Below are 18,461 nucleotides of genomic sequence, written 5' to 3'. Positions count from 1 at the left end.
CTACGGCTGGCCCGGCTTGAGCATCACGAACAGCGCTTCGCCTTCGGTCAGCAGCGTGTCGCCGTCGCTCAGCCGCCCCGCGACGAAGATTTTCCGGCCCTCGACCCGGCTGATCCCGGCCTCCACCTGCAACTCCTTTTCGATCGGCACGATGTGCCGGTAGTCCAGATGAAGGTAGGCGGTGCGCTGGTAGGGACCGCCGGTGAGCACCGCCGACGTCAGCCCCAGCACCGAATCGAACAGCTGCGCCACCATGCCGCCGTGGACGGCGCCGTTGCGCCCCAGGTGGAACCGGCGGAAGCGGGCCCAGCCCCGGATCCTGCCGTCGTCGGTCTTCGTCATCTTCATCGGTATCGACGAGATGTTGCCGCGCATCGGCAGGTCCATCCGGCGGCCCGACGGCGACTGCCATTCGTCGGTGTCGAACGGCGCCAACAGGTCGGACACCTTTTCCAGCAGGTCGGCCGCCTCGCCGATCACCTCGTCGGGTGCGTCGGCGGCACGGGCATGGTCCTGCAGCAGGCGTACCGCCTCGACGAACCTGCCGTAGTCGGGGCCGCCCTTGGTGGTCGGCTCGGGCGGGTTGAATCCGCCGCCGGGGTGTCGCGTGCTGTCGGGTGCCACCAGGACACCGTATTGGGCGTTACGAGGCGTTCTGTTCGCCGATGGCGGCCAGCAGTTCGACTTCGTCGTCGGACAGCGTGATCTCCGCCGCGCCGACGTTCTCTTCCAGGTGCGCCACGCTGGAGGTCCCGGGGATCGGCAACATCACCGGCGAGCGTTTGAGCAGCCAGGCCAGCGCCATTTGCGACGGCGTGGCGTCGTGCTCCCCGGCCATCCGCTGCAGCGGGCCGTCGGGCGCGGCCAGGGGTCCGGCGGCGAGCGGGAACCACGGGATGAACCCGATGTCCTGCTTGGTGCAGAAGTCCAGCAGCGGCTCGGCGGCACGCGCGGTCAGGTTGTACATGTTCTGCACCGAGACGATCGGCGTGATCTGCTGGGCCGCCGTCAACTGGTCGACGTCGACCTCGGACAGGCCGATGTGGCGGATCTTGCCCTCGTCCTTCAGCTTGACGAGCTCGCCGACCTGGTCGGCCAACGGGTAGTTGGGGTCGACGCGGTGCAGCTGGAACAGGTCGATCGTGTCGACGCCGAGCCGCCGCAGGCTCATCTCGCATTCCTGGCGCAGATAACTCGGATTTCCCAACGGGATCCAGACGTCGGGCCCCGTGCGCAGCAACCCGGCCTTGGTCGCGATCACCAGGCCGTCGTAGGGATGCAGCGCCTCGCGGATGATTTCTTCGGAGATGTAGGGGCCATACGAGTCGGCGGTGTCGATGAAGTTGACGCCGAGTTCCACCGCCCGACGCAGCACCCGCACGGCTTCGGCGCGGTCGGCGGGCGGGCCCCACACGCCCTTGCCGGTCAGACGCATGGCGCCGAAACCCAGCCGGTTGACCGTCATGTCGCCGAGAGTGAATGTGCCGGATGCTTGAGCTTTTGCGGTTTGTGCAGTCACGTTGTCGACCGTACGCCGCGCCTGCCTCGGGGCCGCAGCGCGTGGCAAGCTGAAGCACGTGGACTTGCACACACTGACCGATCTGCCACTGACCTATCCAGAAGTGGGCGCCACCGCCGGCCCGCCGCCACCGGGCTACCACCACCTCGGGTATGCCACCCAAATCGGCGCGGGCCAAAAGCGATTCGACGAGGTCGCCGACGCCGTCATGCACTGGGGCATGCAGCGCGGCGCCGGGTTGCGGGTCAAGGCCACCAGCGAAACGGTGACGGTCGGCGCGGTGGTGATGGTCGGCCTCGGCTTCCTGTGGGCACCGTGCCGGGTGGTGTATGTGGTCGACGAACCGGAGGTCCGCGGCTTCGCCTACGGCACGCTGCCCGGCCACCCCGAGTCCGGCGAGGAACGGTTCGTGGTCCGCCACGACCCGGTGACGGCCGCAGTATTCGCCGAGGTGTCGTCGTTCTCCCGGCCGGTGGCGTGGTGGGCCAAGGCCAGCGGCCCGCTCACCAAACTGGGCCAGCGGGTCATCGCCAAGCGCTACGTCCGCGCGGTGTGAGCGGCTTTAGCAAACCCAGCGGGTCAGCAGGCGTTCCGCGCCCGTGCACAGCCGCTCGATGACGTCGGCGACGGGCTCTACCCGGGTGATCATCCCGACGGCCTGCCCGGCGTCGACGGGAGCGACCCGGTAGTCCTCCGCGGCGATCGCCTCGGCGAGTTCGGCCCGCGCGTCGGCGTCGTCGGCGAGGTCCTCTTCGCGGCCGTCCCATCGCGCGACGAAGTCGTTGCGCAGCACCCTGGACGGAAACCGCTGCGGCCACGGGTATCCGCGGCCGACGTCGAACACCCGGGTCGGGGTGGTGTCCGTCTCGCGGGCGGCAATCAGCGCCGCGCGGACGGCGTCGGTGGTCAGCGCCTCCGAGCAGGCCGACAGGCAGGTACCCAGCCAGGCGCCGGCAGCACCGGCCGCCAGCACCGCGGCGAGGCTTCGCGGCGAGCCGATTCCGCCGGCGGCCAGCACCGGCACCGGCACCGCGTCCAGGACCGCGTCCAGCAGCGGCAGCGTCGCGACCGTGGCCACTCCGTGACCGCCACCTTCGCCGCCGCGCGCCACCAGCACGTCTATCCCCGCGTCGGCAGCCCGCCTGGCGCCGTCGGCGTCGTAAACCTGTGTGGCCGTGGCGATTCCGGCGTCATGAGCACGCGCTACCCAGGACAGGTCGGTGCCGAAGCTGACCGACAGCAGTGCGGGCCGCGCTTGCAGGGCCACATCCAGCAGCTCCGGCTCTTGGCGAATCACCCAGTCCACCAAGCCAATTCCGAATGTGCCGCGCGCGTGCCGTAGTTCGGTGGTCAGCGACGCGGCTGAGCCGGCGCTGCCCATGCCGACCATGCCCAGTCCGCCCGCCGCGGTCACCGCAGCGGCCAGCCGTCCGCCGGCCACCCCGCCCATCGGCGCGTTGACGATCGGGACGGCCAGCCCCAGGCCGCGCGACCAGGGCGTCGACAGCAACGGCTAGAGGCTCTTGAAGACGGTCAGCATGACCACCGAATCGTCGACCGCCTGCAGGGAATGCCGTTGCGGCGGGATCACGACGTAGTCGCCGGCCTTGCCGTCCCACGAGTCGTCGCCGGCGCTGATCCGCACGTGCCCCTTGAGCACCTGCAGCGACGCCTGTCCGGGGCTGTCGTGCTCGGAGAGCTCACGGCCGGCCAGCAGTGCCATGACCGTCTGCCGCAGTTCGTGGGTGTGCCCGCCGTGCAGGGTGTGGGCGGCCCGCCCGCTGCGCGCCTCCCGGGCTTCGGCCAGCTTTTCGTCGGCCAGGCTGGTCAGCGAGATCGTTTCCATGGACGTCCTTTTCTTCGAAGTCTTCAGCTGGATAGTAGAAGAATCCCGGCGCCGGCCAAGGCGATCACCTTGATCAGCTCGAAGCCGACATACGCGTAATGGCCGCGCGAGCGCGGCGCGTCGAGGCCGGCGAGCACCTTGTCCGACCGGCGGTTCAGCCGCGGCCGCACCGCCGCCAACTGCAGGGCCAGTGCGGCGAACGCGATCACGAACCCCGCGATGACACCCGGCGCGGGCGGGTCGGCAACGACGACCGCCAGGATGACCACCGCCAAGACGACCTCGACCGTGTTCAGCGCGCGGAAGACCAGCCGCCCGATGCCGAGCCCGATCTGCAGCGTGACGTTCGGCGCGCGGAATTTCAGCGGCGCTTCGAGGAACGAGATGGCCAGTACCATGCCCAGCCAGACGAACGTGACCGCGACGGCGATCGCCGGTCCGGCATTCACCGGGCCGCTTCCTGCCGGGTCAAATGCGCCAGGCACAAATCCGGCTCGGCGAACGCGTCCAGCCGCTCGACGGTGACCGGCGCCGACCAGTTCTCCAAGGCGCCCTGCATGAGCCCCAAGTGGATGGGACAGACCACGCTTTCGCGCGCTTCGGCCAGCTCGAGGAACGGGCAGTGCCGCAACCCGATCTGCTTGCGCCCGCGCCGCTCGGGGGCGAACCCGAGGTCATCGAGCACGTCGACGAGGTGATCGACCGACTCCCGGGCGCGCCCGCGCGGTGCCAGTTGCCGCCCCCACGCGCGGCCGGCGGCCAGCGCCCTACCGGGCGCGTCCCCGTCGGCGGTGAGCCCCATCGCCAGGATTTCGGCCAGCAGCTGGTAGCGCCGCGGACCACCGCGATCCATCTGGCGGGTGGCGCGGAACAGCAGCGCGGGGCGGCCCGGTCCCTTGCGCTCCGGCATCACTTGCTCCACCCGACCGTCGCCGAGCAGCGAATCGAGATGGAACCGCACGGTATTGGGATGCACGCCCAGCTCGTCGGCGATCGCGGCGATGCTCATCGGAGCGGCCGCCGCCTTCAGCACCCGCAGCACATCACGGCGGCGGCCACCGACGGGTTCCTTGATTGCGCTCATCCCTTCGGCAGGTTAGCCACCAACGGGGTGTCCACGCCGAGCGGCCCGATCTTGGCCGCTCCACCCGGCGAGCCCAACGGCTCGTCTCGGCCCGGTAGCGTTTCGCTGAAGAACGCGGCATTGTCGGCCAGGTAGGGCTGCAGATCCTGCGGAAGGTCGTCTTCGTAGTAGATCGCCTCGACCGGGCAGACCGGCTCACAGGCACCGCAATCCACACATTCGTCGGGGTGGATGTAAAGGGCGCGCCCGCCCTCGTAGATGCAGTCGACCGGGCACTCGTCGACGCAGGCCCGGTCCATCACATCGACACATGGCTTCCCGATCACGTACGTCATGCGCTAGAGTTTACACAAGCCATATTGTAGAAACTAGGGAGGGCCCGAAAATCCATGGCCGAGACCGAACTTGACGTCCGCGAGTTGCCCAAGCCGCAGAAGCACCCGACGATCTTCGCCACCTACGGCGCGCTCGCCGTCGGCGAATCGTTCGTACTGGTCAACAACCACGACCCCAGGCATCTGCGCGACGAGTTCGAAACCGACTACCCCGGCAGCTACGGCTGGGAGTACGTGGAAAAGGGGCCGAAGGTCTGGCGGATCCGGATCACCAAACTCACCACGACCTCGCTCCCCCGAGTCCTCGCCAACACTGCTGAGGTCGCGGACGAACCCGATGTGACCGGTGCGGTGTGGAAGCTGGAAGTCCGCGAGCGCGACCTGGATTCCAATGTCATCGCGCTGGCGCCGGGCGGCGGGATCGACGCGCACGCCGGCGCCGACGTCGACGTGCTGATCCATGTGCTGTCCGGCAGCGGGCGGCTGGTCACCGAGCAGGGCGAGATCGAGCTGGTCCCCGGCACCCTGCTGTGGTTGCCGAAGCGGTCCCGACGGGCGTTCCGCGCGGGCCCGGACGGCCTGCGGTACCTGACTGTGCACCAGAAGCGCGAGATCCTGCCGTTGACTCCGACTGTGCGACAGGCAGTCTGACTCGGCTCGCCCGCGACTGTGCGGTTTCATACGCGGCACCCGGCGTGTCGCGTATGAAACCGCACAACCGGCGCTAATTTCCGTCGATGTCGTCGAAGACGGCCTGCGCGATCCGGAACGCGCTGTTGGCGTCGGGCACGCTGCAGTAGATCGCCGTTTGCAGCAACACCTCTTTGATCTCGTCACGGGACAGCCCGTTGCGCAGCGCGGCCCGGATATGCGCCGCCAGTTCGTCGTCGCGCCCGCGGGCGATCAGCGCGGTCAGCGCGATCATCGAGCGGCTGCGGCGGTCCAGGCCGGGACGCGACCAGATTGCGCCCCAGGCGTATTCGGTGATCAGCGTTTGGAAGTCGCGGGTGAACTCGGTGGTCCGGGCCTCGGCTCCCTCGACATGCCCGTCGCCGAGCACCTCGCGTCGCACGGCCATCCCGCGGTCGTACAAACTGTCGGTCAATTCATCTCCACCTCTTCAGCGTGGCAAGCACATTGGCGATGCGGTCGGGCTGCTCTGCGGGCGCCAGGTGCGCGGCGTTGGGCACCTGGACGAACCGGCCGCGGCTCACATTGCTGGCAATGAACCGGACCGAGTCCGGCGGGGTCGCGATGTCGTGCGCCCCCGCCACAGCGACGATCGGGGTATCGATCTCGCTGAGACGCTCCCGGGCATCGAATTCGGCCAGCGCCTCGCAGGTACGGGCATAGCCGTCGTCGTCCACCCTGCGCAACGCGTCCAGCAGTGCCCGCGCCGATTCCGGGTCGCGCTCGAAAAACCCTGGGGCGAACCATCGCTGGACAGACCGGGACACGACTTCGCCGGTGCCGCCGGTGCGAACGACCTGCGCCCGCGAATGCCAGTCGTCCGGATCGCCGATTCTGGCGGCGGTGCAGATCAGCGCCGCAGCCAGGACCCGCTGCGGGTGCGCGAGCAGCAGCTGGATTCCTACGGCGCCGGCGACCGAGACGCCGGCGTAGGTGAACCTCTGGCTGCCCAACGTGCGGTCCACCAGTTTGACGACACCGGCGGCCAGGTCCGCGATCGTGAAGGCGTCGCGCGGCGGCGGGCTGGCGCCGTGGCCGGGCAGGTCCCAGCCGACGACGTGATAGGTCTCCGCCAGTCGCCGCGCCGCCGCCGACCACAACGTGCCGACCGGTGTACCCAGCGACGGCCCGACGACCAGCAGCGGCAGGTCCGGCGTCCCGCCCAGTTCTGCTCCGCGGATAGTGGGGACGCTCACCGGCGGTCCTTCACGATCCGTTGCGCGCGGTCGAGGCTCTCGTCGATCAGCAGGTCGGCGGCGCCGAAATACGTTGGCGACGGCTCCTTTTCGACGAGTTCGGCGATCGCACGCTGTTCGCCGCTGACGTCGGCGCCGGCCAGGTTGCCCGCCATCTGTTCGGTGTGGACGTCCAGCCCGGCGAGCAGTTCGCCGCATTGCGACCCGGCGACCACGGTCCGGCGGGCCAGTGTGCGCAGGGTGTCCCACTCGGCATGCCAGGCGCCGTCGGGCCGTTCGTCGTGGGCCGACGCCGCGGCGGTGTGCAGCGTCGCGGCCAGGGGCGGCGCGGCCATCGCGGCGCGACGAATCAGGATGGACAACACCGGATTACGCTTGCCCGGCATCGTCGACGACCCGCCGCGCCTGCCGGCAGCCGGCTCGCCCAGCTCGCCGATCTCCCGACGGGTCAGCGTGACGACGTCCGAGGCGATGTGGCCCCAGGCGTCCGTGCAGCCGACCAGAGCGTCGCCGACCGCGGTGACCGGAGCCCGCGCCGTGTGCCACGGCAACCGGTCGTCCAAACCCAGCGCGGCCGCGGCGGTGTGCGCCATCTGGACGGCGACGCCGGCCGCGTTGTCGCGACCGACCAGCGCAGCCAATTCGGTTGCCGCAGCGAGTGTTCCGGCGGCACCGCCGAACTGGGCCGGAAAGCTCAGCGCCTCGAGTTGGCGGTAGGCGTCGACCACACCGTTCAGCCACACGGCGGCCTTGGCGCCGAACGTGGTGGGCACCGCATGCTGGGCCAGGGTCCGGGCCACCATCGGCGTGGCCCGGTGGGTTGTCGCGAGCGTGGAAAGCGTCGAAATCTGTTCGGCGAGTTGGTCTGTCAACGTTTCGACCACCCCACGGACAGCCAGCATCAGCGCGGTGTCGAGGACGTCCTGGCTGGTGAGCCCGCGGTGAATCCAGCGGTCGACCGGCTCCCCGGCGCGTTCGCGCAGCAGGGCCACCAGGCCGAGAACCGGGTTGCCGCCATCCTCGGCGCCGAGCGCCAGCGCTTCGCAGTCCTGCGGCCGCACCAGCCCGCGAAGCTCCACCGCGTCGACCGGCGCCAGGCCCGCGTCAACCAGTGTGTTCAGCCAGGCCGATTCCACTGACACCATCGCGGCGAGCAGCGCCTGGTCGGTCATCAGGTCATCGGCGCGGTGATCGCCCGGCCACAGCAGGTTCGTCATCGTGGATCACCGTGATACACCAGGAAAACCGTCTCGCGCTCGCCTTGCAGGTGGATGTCGAAACGGTACCCGGTCGGCTCGGCCACACAGACCAGGGTGTCGCGCCGCGCGGCGTCGAGCCCGGCCGGCAGGTGATCCAGCTCAACGCTTGGCAGATAGGCGCGAGTGAACAACCGGTTCAACAGTCCCCGGGCAAAGACGGTGACCGCGAAAAACGAGGGCGGTGTCAGCGTGGTGAAGCTGTAGCCGCCGGTGACGTCGGTCGCGCATCGGCCCCACCCGGTGAACGCGTTGGCACGCCGTAACGAACCGGGCTGCGCGACGACGTTGCCGTCGGGCCCGGGTTGCCAGAGTTCCACCAGCGCGTCCGGGACACCGTCGCCGGCGCCGTCGTACACCGTGCCGTGCAACCGGATGGCATCCGGGTGATCAACGTCTACCAATCGGTTGTCGCCGTCATACGGCAACGCGCAGTGGAAGAACGGGCCGACGGTTTGCCCTGGGGTGCATGCGAATTCACTCATGTGCGTCGTCCAGTACGATGTCCCACCGGTAACCGGTCGCGTACTCGGGCTCGGTGAGGTCGTGGTCGTAGCTCGCGATCAGCCGTTGGCGCGCAACGGGATCGACCACGGACTGGTAGATCGGGTCCAACGCGAACAGCGGGTCGCCCGGAAAGTACATCTGGGTGACCAGGCGCTGAGTGAAAGCCGTTCCGAATACCGAGAAGTGGATGTGCGCGGGCCGCCACGCATTGTGGTGGTTGCGCCACGGGTAGGGGCCCGGCTTGATGGTCAGGAAGCGGTACGTTCCGTCGGCTTGGGTCAGGCAGCGGCCCACGCCGGTGAAGTTCGGGTCGATCGGCGCGGGATGCTGGTTGCGCTCGTGGTGATAGCGGCCGGCGGCGTTGGCCTGCCAGATCTCGATGAGCTGGCCCGCAATCGGCCGGCCCGCCGCGTCGAGCAGTCGCCCCGTCACGATGATGCGCTCGCCGATCGGCTCACCGGCGTGGCCGGCGGTGAGGTCCGCGTCGCCCGGTTCGACGTCGTGGGAGCCGAAACACGGGCTGGCGCGCTCGAGTTCCTCGGGGTCGACGCGGACGAACGGCGAGTGCGGATGGCGCAGCGCGCTGCTGCGGTAGGGCGGATAGTTCAGCCGCGGCTGCGTTTCGTCGTTGCCCTGGTACTGCGCTGCGATGCTCGCGATCTCCGCCGTGACGTCACGCTGGGACGCGACGCGCTCCGCTGCAGCCGCCATGACAGCTGACGCTACCGTTAGCGCGTGGCGGGTGGCTATGTCTACGACCAGAGCTTCGCCGAAGAACGGGCCCGGCTGGCCGGCATCGAAAGCCTGTGGGATCCGGGAAGCCAAGCCCTGCTCGACGGACTCGGCATCACCGGCGGCTGGCGATGCCTGGAGGTCGGCGCCGGCGGCGGCTCGCTGGTTCAGTGGATGGTGAGCCGCGGTGCCACCGTCACGGCAATCGATATCGACACGCGGTTCGTCGAGCCGCTCGCCGGCGACAGGGTCGACGTGCGGCGCATGGACATCCGCGCCGACGAGCTACCGTGGCACGAGTTCGACTTGGTCCACGCGCGGCTGGTGCTCGAACACCTCGCCGAGCGGAGGGAGATCATCGATCGGCTGGTCGCGTCGCTGCGGCCGGCCGGCTGGCTGGTGATCGAGGATTACGACTGGACCACATTCGGATTCGACGATGGCGATCCGCGGTTCGAGCGGGTGGCCGAGTCGGTGATGGCGTTCATGCAGCAGGCCGGCTTCGACCCGCGCTACGGCCGTCGCGTCGTCGCCGACATGGCCGCCGCCGGGCTGGCCGACATTCGCGGCGAGGGCCGTGCCCGGGTGATCGACTCCGACTCCCCCGGCTTCGACTTCTTCCGGCTGTCGTTCGAGAGCATCCGCGACGCCGTCGTCGACGCCGGTCTGCTCTCTGGAGCCGACGCCGACGCGGCCGCCGCCCGCTTCGGCGAGCACATGCGCGTTATCACACCGATGATGGTCGCCGGAATCGGGCGCCGCTGAGCAGAATTCGAAACTACAGCGCCCGCAGCAGCGACTTGCGGCCCTTCACCCGCAGCCGGTGCGCGGTGGATTCGCGCAACTCCTCGATGCGGGCTGCCATCTTGTCGCCCAGCTCGACCAGTTCCGCGTCGCTGATCTTCACCGACGGTGGCACCGGGATCATGTCGCGCTCCTCCTCGTCGGCGTGCGCTTCCAAAACCGTTGCGAACGAATGCCATTCGTCCTCGTAGGTCGGCGCGCTCGGCGGGGTGCGCAGCAGCACCGAGAGCTGGTCGATGACCTGCCGATGCTCGGCGTGCGCAATTGCGATCAAGGTACTGGCCGCGGCCAACGCCGGATAGTAGATGTCGTCCTCGATGCGAAAGTGGATGTCGAGTTCGACGAGCAGATCGTCGAGGTAGTCCTGACGTTCCGGGGCGCTCGCCGGCGTCGAGTAGATCTTCTTCACCAGCCCCTTGAGCGTCTTGTGGTGATCTTGCAACACGGTGTAGGCGTTCATTTGGTCACTCCTTCTCCTGCCGGGAGCGAGTGCTGGCCGTCGCCGCGCAACTCGATCATCCCGTCGTTGATTCGCGTCTGGTAGCGCGGCAGCGGCGCCGCCGAGGGACCTCGCAGCACCTCGCCGGAGCACACGTCGAACCGTGAGCCGTGCCACGGGCACACCAGCCGGCCGCGATCGACCCAGCCGTCGGTCATCGGGGCGGCGAGGTGCGGGCAGAACTCGCCGAACGCCGCGACCTCCCCGTTGCTGCCGGTCCGGCACAGCACCAGACCCACCCCGTCGACCTCGACGCGTTGCGGCTTGCCGTTCTTCAGCGACTCCACCGGCAACACCGGTGTCCAGTCGGCCGTGCGCAGCCGTCGGCCGGACTGGTCGATGCCGATCCCCGAGTCGAACACCAAAGCGCCGCCCATGTAGCTGCTGCCGGCCGTGATGGCGTAACCCACAGCGCTGATCACGATTCCGCGCCGGTGCCGGCCCCGGCGCCGATCCAGCCACGACGCGACATACAGGCCCGTCGCCAGCAGGTTCAACAGACCGTGCACCGCGCCGATGCGGCGGTCCTCCTCGTGGGTGTGCTGCCAGTCCGCCACCCCGGTGACCGCCGAGCCCAGGTTGGCCAGGATGCCGAGCCCCAGCGCACGCGAAGCGAACCGGGACGCGTCGATGAGTTCCGATTTCGGCCGGCCCGGCAACAGGCTGAGCGCGTCCAACCCCACCGTCGTGCCGATCGCACCACTGGTCAGCGACGCCAGCGGCGGGTGAACCGGATGCCCGAGCCAAACGCCGTTCAGCGCGTTGGAGACTCGGTCGCGGGCCCCGCCCAGCGCGTTGAAGGCATAGCTGAGCAGATGCTCGAACCGGTAGCTGGGCCGATCCAGCCACTCCTGACGCCCGATGAAGGACAGCAGCCGCGCCCCCCGCTTCTGCAACCGACTTTCCGGAGCGGCCTCGACCACGGCATCAATCCTTCCTCAATTACGGAGATAAACAGGCAATAGTGCCCGCACGATCTCGCAAAACCCAAGTAAACGCGCCCACACTATACGCAGATGCGGTGCAGCGCCGTGAACACGGTACCCGACCGGTCCGGCGCGGCGCTATCGGGTCGCAAGATCGCGCAGCGAACTCACAGGAGCCGTTAACTCGACGGAAGCCCTTGGGGCAGAAAGACTTTCATTAACCTTCACGCGAAGGTTATCCGCACCCCGCTGCTGCGCATCGGCTCTTTTCTGCATGTCAGAGACGGTGCCTGCGGTAGCGTACGAACAGCATGGCCGCGAAATCATGGGTAGCCGGCCTCGCAGTGATGCTGGCGGCCTGCACGACGTCGGTGGCTGGACACCCGACGACGGTGCCGGGTCCACCTCCCGCACCGCACAAGCCGCTGCCGTCGGCGCGTGACCTCCTGCTGCACGACGGCGACCACACGCCGATGGGTCCCGCGACAACGGCTTCACGCGGTGACGAGCTCTTCGCCGGCGCCCACCCGCCGGAATGCGTGGCGGCCCTGGCGTTCAAGGGCTCCCCGCTGCTGCCGATCAACGCCTCCGATCACGCCGATGCGTCCTACCGTGTCGGCAGCTCGGCGCTCTATCTATGCCGAATCGGTCGACGTCTACGGCAGACCGCTGGATCCGCATGACGTGGTGTGGAATGGCTTCAGCACGGTGTCCGCCTGCAACAGCGAAGCCGTCGGCGTGGCGCCCACCGGCGACTCCGCACCGATGCGGCTGAGCCGGTTCGCCGTGGCGGGCGACGGCGTGCTGGTCTGGGCGATGAACGCGCCCGGGCGTACCTGTGATTACGGCCTGGCGGTGGTTCCGCGGGCGGCGCTGCTGATGACGGCGTGCGACGTCGAGAGCGGAATCGACATGGCCGACTGGGCGTCCACCCGCCGTCAACAGCTGTTGTCCCGGGTCGCCTGACCGGCTGGCTACCATCGGTCGGGTGGCCACCGATCGAATTCGTCTACTGCTCGCCGATGTCGACGGAACGCTGGTGGACCAACAAAAGCGGCTGACGGATGCGGCGATCGAGGCGGTGCACAAGTTGCACGACGCCGACGTTCTGTTCGCCGTCACCAGCGGACGTCCGCCCAAGGGCATGGCAATGCTGGTCGATGCCCTGGACTTGCAAACGCCGATCGCCGGCTTCAACGGCGGTATCTTCGTCAAGCCCGACATGACCGTCATCGAACAGAGGGTGCTCCCCGACGACCTCGTCGCCCCGATCGCCGACGTGATCGGCTCGTTCGACCTCGACGTGTGGATCTACCAAGGCGCCGACTGGTTTGTCCCCGATCCGAACGGCTCACACGTGGACCGGGAAACGAAAACCGTGCAGTTCGAACCCAAGGTCATGCAGGACGTCAAAGACCACACCGAGTCCGTCGCCAAGATCGTCGGGGTGAGCGACGATCACGACGCCGTCGCGGCGGCCACCAAGGCTGTCCAGGACCGCTTCGGGGAACACGTTGCAGCGTCGACGTCTCAGCCGTACTACCTGGACGTCACCCATCCGCAAGCCAACAAAGGATCGGTTGCGAAATATCTTGCGGCGCAATACAAGCTCGCGCCCGAGCAGATCGCCACGATCGGCGACATGCCCAACGACATCCTGATGTTCAAGCACTCCGGGCTGACCATCGCGATGGGCAACGCCGACGAAAGGGTGAAGAAGGCCGCCGACGAGGTCACCGACAGCAACGACAGCGACGGATTCGCGAAAGCGGTCGAACGTTTCGTCCTGCCTGAAGCGACGCGCCCATGAGTGTCGACGCTCTGCTGCAGTCGATCCCGCCGCTGACGGTGTATTTGATCGTCGCCGGCGTGGTCGGGATGGAGAGCCTGGGGATCCCGCTGCCCGGCGAAATCGTTCTGGTCACCGCGGCGCTGCTGTCGTCACGCCATGAGCTGGCGGTCAACCCGCTCGGCGTCGGCGCGGCCGGCGTGATCGGCGCCGCTGTCGGTGACTCGATCGGCTATACGATCGGCCGGCGGTTCGGCATGCCGCTTTTCGACTGGCTGGGCCGCCGGTTTCCGCGGCACTTCGGTCCCGGGCACGTCGGCCTCGCGGAGCGGATTTTCAACCGATGGGGCTCGCACGCGGTGTTTTTCGGCCGGTTCATCGCGCTGTTGCGGATCTTCGCCGGACCGTTGGCGGGTGCGTTGAAAATGCCGTATCCGCGGTTCCTGCTTGCGAATGTTTCCGGCGCGGTGTGCTGGGCGGGCGGCACCACCGCGGTGATCTACTACGCCGGTATCGCGGCCGAACGCTGGCTCGAGCGATTTTCCTGGGTTGCCTTGGCGGTCGCCGTGGTGGGCGGCACGATCGCCGCGATCCTGCTGAGAAAACGAACTGCCCGAGCCATCGCGGAGTACGAGGCCGAGCACAGCGAGGAATCGGACCCGACGTCCGCCTAGTCGACGGCCGCGCGACCAGGGCATCTGCTCGATTCTTAGGAAACTGGCCATGGACAGGGCGGTTGAACTGGTGTTATATGAATGTGATCCAAAAATGCATCGTCTGTCTTCAGGCACGTAGGGCGGGCATCCTTCGCGGCGCGCAGCGCCGATCGAAAGGAGTTCACCATGAACTTTGCCACCGCCGAAGCATCATTTAGCCACATGATGTTGAGCAGTCGGCTGGTCTCCGAGTTGGCCGATGCGCACAGCACGCTGCGGACCACCGTCGAGCGAACCGGCCCAGCACTCGTCGTCCATGCCGGAGGCGAGGTGGACGCCTCGAACGAAGCCACCTGGCGTCACCTGCTCAGCGAGGCCGGCGCCGCCGCGTTCCCACCCGGTGCGCTGGTCATCGACACCAGCGGCCTGGATTTCATGGGCTGCTGCGCATTTGCGGTCCTCGCCGAGGAGGCCGAGCGCTGCCGGAGGCGCGGCGTCGAACTGCGTTTGGTCAGCAGTCAGCCGGGTGTCGCCAGGATCGTCGGCGCATGCGGGCTCAGTGGGCTGCTGCCCGTCGACGACACCGTGGACGCGGCGCTGTCGACATCGGCTGACTGGTAAAGCCTTTTCCGCCTAGCGGCTAATGCGTTGGGCCAGAACCTCTTTCCCTGCTCCACTGAGCTGGTTGAGCGCGTCCGGCCGGGCTGCCATCGCCATCAGTAGCGCCTCCCCCGGACCGCTGACTTCGGGTCCGCCGCCGTGCGACCAATCCAGATCGGTGGCAACCAGGCGCAGGCCTCGGGCCCGCCACGCGCCCCGCACCGCGGGAGCACGCAACGCGAAGTCCAACACCCGTTGCAGGCGATGGGGCGGGATGGCGCGCGGGATACCCAGCGGCCGTCGAATGTCCTGCTGGTGGATTGTGCCGTCTACGAGCGCGGGCATGCCGCCGAATGCCGACATCAAGCCGCGGGGAGGGATACAGGCACGCATCAGCTCGGTGAGTTGTTCGGGCGAGCGGGTGGCGTACTCGGCGACGCCGATTGCGTTGACGCGGTCGGGCACCAGTCCGCCTTTGAGGAAGCGCCGCACCGATTCCCAGCGGCTCAGCTCGTCGTAGCTGAGCACGTGGGCGACGACGTCGCGCACGCGCCAGCGCTCGCACAGGGTGGGCTGCTCCCATTGGGCGGGCGAGAGGCCGGCGAGCAGCTTCGCGAAGTCCTCGCGTTCCTCGCAGGCCATCTGCATCGTGTCGTTCATTGCACCGCACCGGTGACGAGGTCGGCGAAATTCGCCAGAGTGCCGGTCCAACCGGCCGGATCGTCGAAGATCGCCCGCATCTGCTCGGTGTGGTCGCCGTAGCGTTGCAGGTTGCGGTGACACAGATCCAGTCGCGTGCGGTCCGCGCCTTCCGGGGTGAACGTCACCTCGACCTCGGTTTCGAAATCCGGGTCGAATTGCCAGTCGGCGCCAATCTGCCAGAGCAGCACGACTTTTCGGGGCGGCTCCCAGGATGCCACCCGGCCCCACTGGCATTCGCTGCCGTCGACGCCGCGCTCGAACCAGCGCCCGCCGCCGTAGGGTTCGACGACCACTTCGGCGAGCTCGGAGTTCCCGATCGAGTGTTCCTTGGGCCAGAAGTCGGTCATCCGTGCGGTGAACAGCTCGAAGGCCCGGGCCTGCGCGAGTGGCACACTCAGCGAACGGGAAACCTCGACGACGGTGGATTCAGTGCTCATCCTTGCTCCTTTCGGCCAGGATCGCGAAGTTGTCCAATGTGGTCTCCCAGAACCGGTCGAAGTAGTCGCGCACGACCCGCAGCCCCGACTGGTTGATGCGATACAGCCGCCGGGTGCCGGCGACCGATTCGACGACGAGGTCGGCGCCTTTGAGCACCCGCAAGTGTTGGGAAACAGCCGGGCGCGACACCGGCAACTGGTCGGCCAGCAGACCAACCGAAATCGGGCCCGCCGCCAGCTTTTCCAGGATCGCGCGCCGGGTGCGATCTCCCAACGCATCCAACACGACGTCCGCCGACGCGGCCATGTCGGTAAGTCTGCACGAACGGTAAGTGACTGTCAACGGTTCGTGTGGACTAACGTTTACTCGTCACCGGATCGGGACACCGTTAGGGCATGGGAAATTCACAAGTCGTCGTCGTCACCGGGGCAAGCGCCGGAATCGGTCGCGCCACCGCGCAGTTACTCGGCCAGCGGGGCGCCCGGGTCGGCCTGCTGGCGCGCGGCGAGACCGGCTTGGACGGAGCCGCCGCCGATGTGCGCGCGGCAGGCGGTGAGGCGCTGGCCATTCCGACCGACGTCTCGGACTACGACGCCGTGGAACGGGCCGCCCAGCACGTCGAGGAAAGGTTCGGACCAATCGACGCGTGGATCAATGTCGCATTCAGCTCGGTGTTCGCGCCGTTCGCGGAAATCAAGCCGGAGGAGTTCCGCCGGGTGACCGAGATCAGCTACCTCGGCTTCGTGTACGGGACGATGGTCGCGCTCAAGCGGTTTCGGCCACGCAACTCCGGCGTCATCGTGCAAGTGGGATCGGCGTTGGGCGAGCGTGCGATTCCGCTTCAGTCGGCGTACTGCGGCGCCAAGCACGCCATCAACGGCTTCACCGAGTCGCTGCGAACCGAGTTGATGCACGAGAAGAGCAAAGTGCGGGTCACCATCGTGCAGATGCCGGCGGTCAACACACCCCAGTTCTCTTGGGTCCTTTCGCGTTTGGACAAGCACCCGCAGCCGGTGCCGCCGATCTATCAGCCCGAGGTCGCGGCGCGTGGCGTCCTGCATGCGCTTGACCATCCGCGGCGCAAGCAGTATTGGGTCGGGGCGAGCACAGTCGGCACGATCATGGGGCAGCGGATCGCCCCGGCGCTGTTGGACCGATACCTCGCGCGCACCGGGTACGACTCGCAGCAGACCGATCAAACGGTCGAGCCGAATCGCTCGGCGAATCTGTGGGAGCCCGCCGACGGGCCGGGCGGTAGGGATTATGGCGCGCATGGCGTGTTCGACGACCAGTCACACGGGCACAGCGCGCAGTTCTGGCTGACGCGCCATCGGCGGTCGTTGGTGGGCGCCGGTCTTCTGGCGAGCCTGTTTGCCGCGTCGAGTTGGGGCCAACGCCGGCTTTAAGCAGTCGGACTGATCTTCTGTCCCAATAGCCACCGTGGATCACTTGCGCCACTGTGGTTTTGGTTGTGGATCGTGGTGGCGCTTGTTCGGCGCGCGTGATAGCATTCGAACATGCGTTCGAGTTGCCGGGAAGAGATCGTCGAGGTCTTCGACGCGCTCGAAGCCGACCTCAAACGCGCCCTCGACCTGTCCTTCGACGTGCTGACCACCCCGGAAGTTTTGGCGCTGCTGGAACGCTGCGAAACGGTGCGCCGCCGGCTGCCCGCGATCGAGCACCCCCTGGTCAACCAGCTCGCCGAACAAGCCAGCGAAACCGAGCTGGGCGGCACACTGCGCTTTGCGCTGGCCGAGCGGCTGCGCATCACCCCGGCCGAGGCCAGCCGGCGCATCCACGACGCCAAAGACCTCGCCCCGCGCCAGGCGATGACCGGCGAGCCCTTGGCGCCGCGGTTGCCCGCCACCGCCGCCGCCCAACGCGCCGGCGCCATCGGGGCCGCCCATGTGGCGGTGATCCGCGGCTTCATGCACCGGCTGCCCGAGGCCGTCGACGCCGAAACCGCCGAACAGGCCGAAGCCCATCTGGCCGAACTGGCCGGGCAGCATCGCCCCGACGACCTATCCAAGCTGGCCGACAGGCTGATGGACTGCCTGAACCCCGACGGCGATTTCACCGACGACGACCGGGCCCGCCGGCGCGGCCTCACCCTGGGCCGCCAGCAACACGACGGCATGTCAGCGCTGAGCGGCTGGATCACCCCGCAGCTGCGCGCCACCATCGAAGCGGTCTGGGCCAAACTCGCCGCCCCGGGCATGTGCAACCCCGACGATGCGGCCCCGGTCCTCGACGGGCCAGCCCCCGACGAGGCGGCCCAGCGGGATAGCCGCGGAACCCATCAACGCAACCACGACGGGCTGCTGGCCGGGCTACGCGCACTGCTGGCCTCCGGAAACCTCGGCCAGCACAACGGGTTGCCGGCCAGCATCATCGTCACCACCACACTGCAAGAGCTCGAAACCGGCGCAGGACACGGCCTCACCGGCGGCGGCACGCTGCTGCCCATGTCCGATGTAATCCGGCTGGCCTCCCACGCCCACCACTACTTGACCATCTTCGACAACGGCAAAGCGCTGGCGCTCTACCACACCAAACGCCTCGCCTCACCCGCGCAGCGGATTGTGCTCTACACCAAGGACCGCGGCTGCAGCTTCCCCAACTGCCCGGTACCCGGCTACCACTGCGAAGCCCACCACTGCACCCCCTACGCCACACGCCACACCACCGACGTCAACGACCTCACCTTCGGCTGCGGCGGCCACCACCCGCTCGCCGACAACGGCTGGACCACCCGCACAAACGCCAAAGGCCACACCGAATGGATCCCACCACCCCACCTCGACCACGGCCAACCACGCACCAACCAATACCACCACCCGGAGAAATTGCTCAGAGACGACGAAGACGACGAGGACCCGTAG

25 protein-coding genes and 1 pseudogene are annotated in these 18,461 nt (G+C 68.1%); 9 read left to right on the top strand and 17 right to left on the bottom strand.

Annotated features, from left to right (window positions below):
- Entirely contained in the window at positions 1–624 is a 624-nt protein-coding gene (locus AWC14_RS12280) for a PaaI family thioesterase (protein ID WP_142281676.1), read from the bottom strand.
- A gap of 19 nt (positions 625–643) precedes the next feature.
- The gene (locus tag AWC14_RS12275) at positions 644–1,519 is read right to left on the bottom strand and encodes an aldo/keto reductase (RefSeq protein WP_045381833.1); all 876 of its coding nucleotides are present in this window, start codon (positions 1,517–1,519) and stop codon (positions 644–646) included.
- A gap of 58 nt (positions 1,520–1,577) precedes the next feature.
- On the opposite strand from AWC14_RS12275, the gene AWC14_RS12270 reads away from it, so the two are divergent.
- A complete protein-coding gene (locus tag AWC14_RS12270) occupies positions 1,578–2,075 on the top strand; it encodes a DUF1990 domain-containing protein (protein WP_045382035.1) in 498 nt (165 codons plus the stop codon).
- Between the two features lie 6 nt (positions 2,076–2,081).
- On the opposite strand, the gene AWC14_RS12265 is transcribed toward AWC14_RS12270, so the two are convergent.
- From AWC14_RS12265 to fdxA, 5 genes are read right to left on the bottom strand one after another with little or no spacing between them, the layout of a single operon-like run.
- Positions 2,082–3,029, bottom strand: a complete 948-nt coding sequence (locus AWC14_RS12265) for an NAD(P)H-dependent flavin oxidoreductase (protein ID WP_045381835.1) — start codon at positions 3,027–3,029, stop codon at positions 2,082–2,084.
- A 3-nt stretch (positions 3,030–3,032) separates the two neighbouring features.
- Positions 3,033–3,365 (bottom strand): cupin domain-containing protein, encoded by a 333-nt coding sequence (locus AWC14_RS12260; protein ID WP_045381837.1) that lies wholly within the window; start codon positions 3,363–3,365, stop codon positions 3,033–3,035.
- A gap of 23 nt (positions 3,366–3,388) precedes the next feature.
- A complete protein-coding gene (locus tag AWC14_RS12255; RefSeq protein ID WP_045381840.1) occupies positions 3,389–3,814 on the bottom strand; it encodes a hypothetical protein in 426 nt (141 codons plus the stop codon).
- Positions 3,811–4,449, bottom strand: a complete 639-nt coding sequence (locus AWC14_RS12250) for a helix-turn-helix transcriptional regulator (RefSeq protein WP_045381844.1) — start codon at positions 4,447–4,449, stop codon at positions 3,811–3,813. Before AWC14_RS12250 ends, AWC14_RS12255 begins: the two co-directional genes overlap by 4 nt.
- Positions 4,446–4,784: a ferredoxin gene (gene fdxA / locus AWC14_RS12245; protein ID WP_045381847.1), complete on the bottom strand. Its 339-nt coding sequence runs from the start codon at positions 4,782–4,784 to the stop codon at positions 4,446–4,448. Before fdxA ends, AWC14_RS12250 begins: the two co-directional genes overlap by 4 nt.
- Positions 4,785–4,838: 54 nt before the next feature.
- Here fdxA and AWC14_RS12240 point away from each other — a divergent pair, with 54 nt between their 5' ends.
- Complete coding sequence (locus AWC14_RS12240; RefSeq protein WP_045381849.1) at positions 4,839–5,435, top strand: DUF2249 domain-containing protein; 597 nt, start codon at positions 4,839–4,841, stop codon at positions 5,433–5,435.
- A 73-nt stretch (positions 5,436–5,508) separates the two neighbouring features.
- Here the strand turns inward: AWC14_RS12240 and pcaC are convergent, their stop codons facing one another.
- The 5 genes from pcaC to pcaH are packed head-to-tail and all read right to left on the bottom strand — an operon-like array spanning position 5,509 to position 9,144.
- A complete protein-coding gene (pcaC, locus tag AWC14_RS12235) occupies positions 5,509–5,862 on the bottom strand; it encodes a 4-carboxymuconolactone decarboxylase (RefSeq protein ID WP_045382038.1) in 354 nt (117 codons plus the stop codon).
- A 28-nt stretch (positions 5,863–5,890) separates the two neighbouring features.
- Entirely contained in the window at positions 5,891–6,670 is a 780-nt protein-coding gene (locus tag AWC14_RS12230; protein WP_045381852.1) for an alpha/beta fold hydrolase, read from the bottom strand.
- Complete coding sequence (locus AWC14_RS12225) at positions 6,667–7,887, bottom strand: lyase family protein (RefSeq protein WP_045381855.1); 1,221 nt, start codon at positions 7,885–7,887, stop codon at positions 6,667–6,669. The genes AWC14_RS12230 and AWC14_RS12225 overlap by 4 nt, the downstream gene beginning before the upstream one ends.
- Positions 7,884–8,411, bottom strand: coding sequence for a protocatechuate 3,4-dioxygenase subunit alpha (gene pcaG, locus AWC14_RS12220; protein WP_057003201.1), 528 nt, complete (start codon positions 8,409–8,411; stop codon positions 7,884–7,886). Before pcaG ends, AWC14_RS12225 begins: the two co-directional genes overlap by 4 nt.
- The gene (pcaH, locus tag AWC14_RS12215) at positions 8,404–9,144 is read right to left on the bottom strand and encodes a protocatechuate 3,4-dioxygenase subunit beta (RefSeq protein ID WP_045381857.1); all 741 of its coding nucleotides are present in this window, start codon (positions 9,142–9,144) and stop codon (positions 8,404–8,406) included. The genes pcaG and pcaH overlap by 8 nt, the downstream gene beginning before the upstream one ends.
- A gap of 24 nt (positions 9,145–9,168) precedes the next feature.
- Here pcaH and AWC14_RS12210 point away from each other — a divergent pair, with 24 nt between their 5' ends.
- Positions 9,169–9,930, top strand: coding sequence for a class I SAM-dependent methyltransferase (locus tag AWC14_RS12210; RefSeq protein WP_045381860.1), 762 nt, complete (start codon positions 9,169–9,171; stop codon positions 9,928–9,930).
- Positions 9,931–9,943: 13 nt separating this feature from the next.
- Here AWC14_RS12210 and AWC14_RS12205 read toward each other — a convergent pair whose 3' ends face one another.
- Together AWC14_RS12205 and AWC14_RS12200 are read right to left on the bottom strand one after the other, a co-directional pair.
- Entirely contained in the window at positions 9,944–10,429 is a 486-nt protein-coding gene (locus AWC14_RS12205) for a hemerythrin domain-containing protein (protein ID WP_045381862.1), read from the bottom strand.
- Positions 10,426–11,391: a Rieske (2Fe-2S) protein gene (locus tag AWC14_RS12200; protein WP_428838966.1), complete on the bottom strand. Its 966-nt coding sequence runs from the start codon at positions 11,389–11,391 to the stop codon at positions 10,426–10,428. Before AWC14_RS12200 ends, AWC14_RS12205 begins: the two co-directional genes overlap by 4 nt.
- 314 nt (positions 11,392–11,705) lie before the next feature.
- On the opposite strand from AWC14_RS12200, the pseudogene AWC14_RS12195 reads away from it, so the two are divergent.
- The 4 genes and pseudogenes from AWC14_RS12195 (at position 11,706) to AWC14_RS12180 (ending at position 14,460) form a co-directional block, all read left to right on the top strand.
- Positions 11,706–12,360, top strand: a pseudogene (locus tag AWC14_RS12195) (hypothetical protein).
- Between the two features lie 22 nt (positions 12,361–12,382).
- Positions 12,383–13,204 (top strand): HAD family hydrolase, encoded by an 822-nt coding sequence (locus tag AWC14_RS12190; RefSeq protein ID WP_045381865.1) that lies wholly within the window; start codon positions 12,383–12,385, stop codon positions 13,202–13,204.
- Positions 13,201–13,857 carry a DedA family protein gene (locus AWC14_RS12185; protein WP_045381867.1) on the top strand — a complete coding sequence of 219 codons (657 nt, stop codon included), beginning with the start codon at positions 13,201–13,203 and terminating at the stop codon, positions 13,855–13,857. The genes AWC14_RS12190 and AWC14_RS12185 overlap by 4 nt, the downstream gene beginning before the upstream one ends.
- 168 nt (positions 13,858–14,025) lie before the next feature.
- Positions 14,026–14,460 carry an anti-sigma factor antagonist gene (locus tag AWC14_RS12180; protein ID WP_045381870.1) on the top strand — a complete coding sequence of 145 codons (435 nt, stop codon included), beginning with the start codon at positions 14,026–14,028 and terminating at the stop codon, positions 14,458–14,460.
- 12 nt (positions 14,461–14,472) lie between these two features.
- Here the strand turns inward: AWC14_RS12180 and AWC14_RS12175 are convergent, their stop codons facing one another.
- From AWC14_RS12175 to AWC14_RS12165, 3 genes are read right to left on the bottom strand one after another with little or no spacing between them, the layout of a single operon-like run.
- A complete protein-coding gene (locus AWC14_RS12175) occupies positions 14,473–15,099 on the bottom strand; it encodes a maleylpyruvate isomerase family mycothiol-dependent enzyme (RefSeq protein WP_045381873.1) in 627 nt (208 codons plus the stop codon).
- Positions 15,096–15,578, bottom strand: coding sequence for an SRPBCC family protein (locus AWC14_RS12170; protein WP_045381876.1), 483 nt, complete (start codon positions 15,576–15,578; stop codon positions 15,096–15,098). Before AWC14_RS12170 ends, AWC14_RS12175 begins: the two co-directional genes overlap by 4 nt.
- Positions 15,568–15,885, bottom strand: a complete 318-nt coding sequence (locus tag AWC14_RS12165) for an ArsR/SmtB family transcription factor (protein ID WP_045381879.1) — start codon at positions 15,883–15,885, stop codon at positions 15,568–15,570. The genes AWC14_RS12170 and AWC14_RS12165 overlap by 11 nt, the downstream gene beginning before the upstream one ends.
- Before the next feature lie 89 nt (positions 15,886–15,974).
- Here AWC14_RS12165 and AWC14_RS12160 point away from each other — a divergent pair, with 89 nt between their 5' ends.
- Entirely contained in the window at positions 15,975–16,985 is a 1,011-nt protein-coding gene (locus AWC14_RS12160; RefSeq protein ID WP_045381881.1) for an SDR family oxidoreductase, read from the top strand.
- Positions 16,986–17,096: 111 nt separating this feature from the next.
- Positions 17,097–18,461, top strand: coding sequence for a 13E12 repeat family protein (locus AWC14_RS12155; RefSeq protein WP_045381884.1), 1,365 nt, complete (start codon positions 17,097–17,099; stop codon positions 18,459–18,461).

Origin of the sequence: Mycobacterium kyorinense, from assembly GCF_002101735.1 — a bacterium.
GTDB lineage: Bacteria > Actinomycetota > Actinomycetes > Mycobacteriales > Mycobacteriaceae > Mycobacterium > Mycobacterium kyorinense.
Note: the sequence above shows the minus strand (reverse complement) of the source record. Positions and strands in the feature narration are given on the sequence as shown.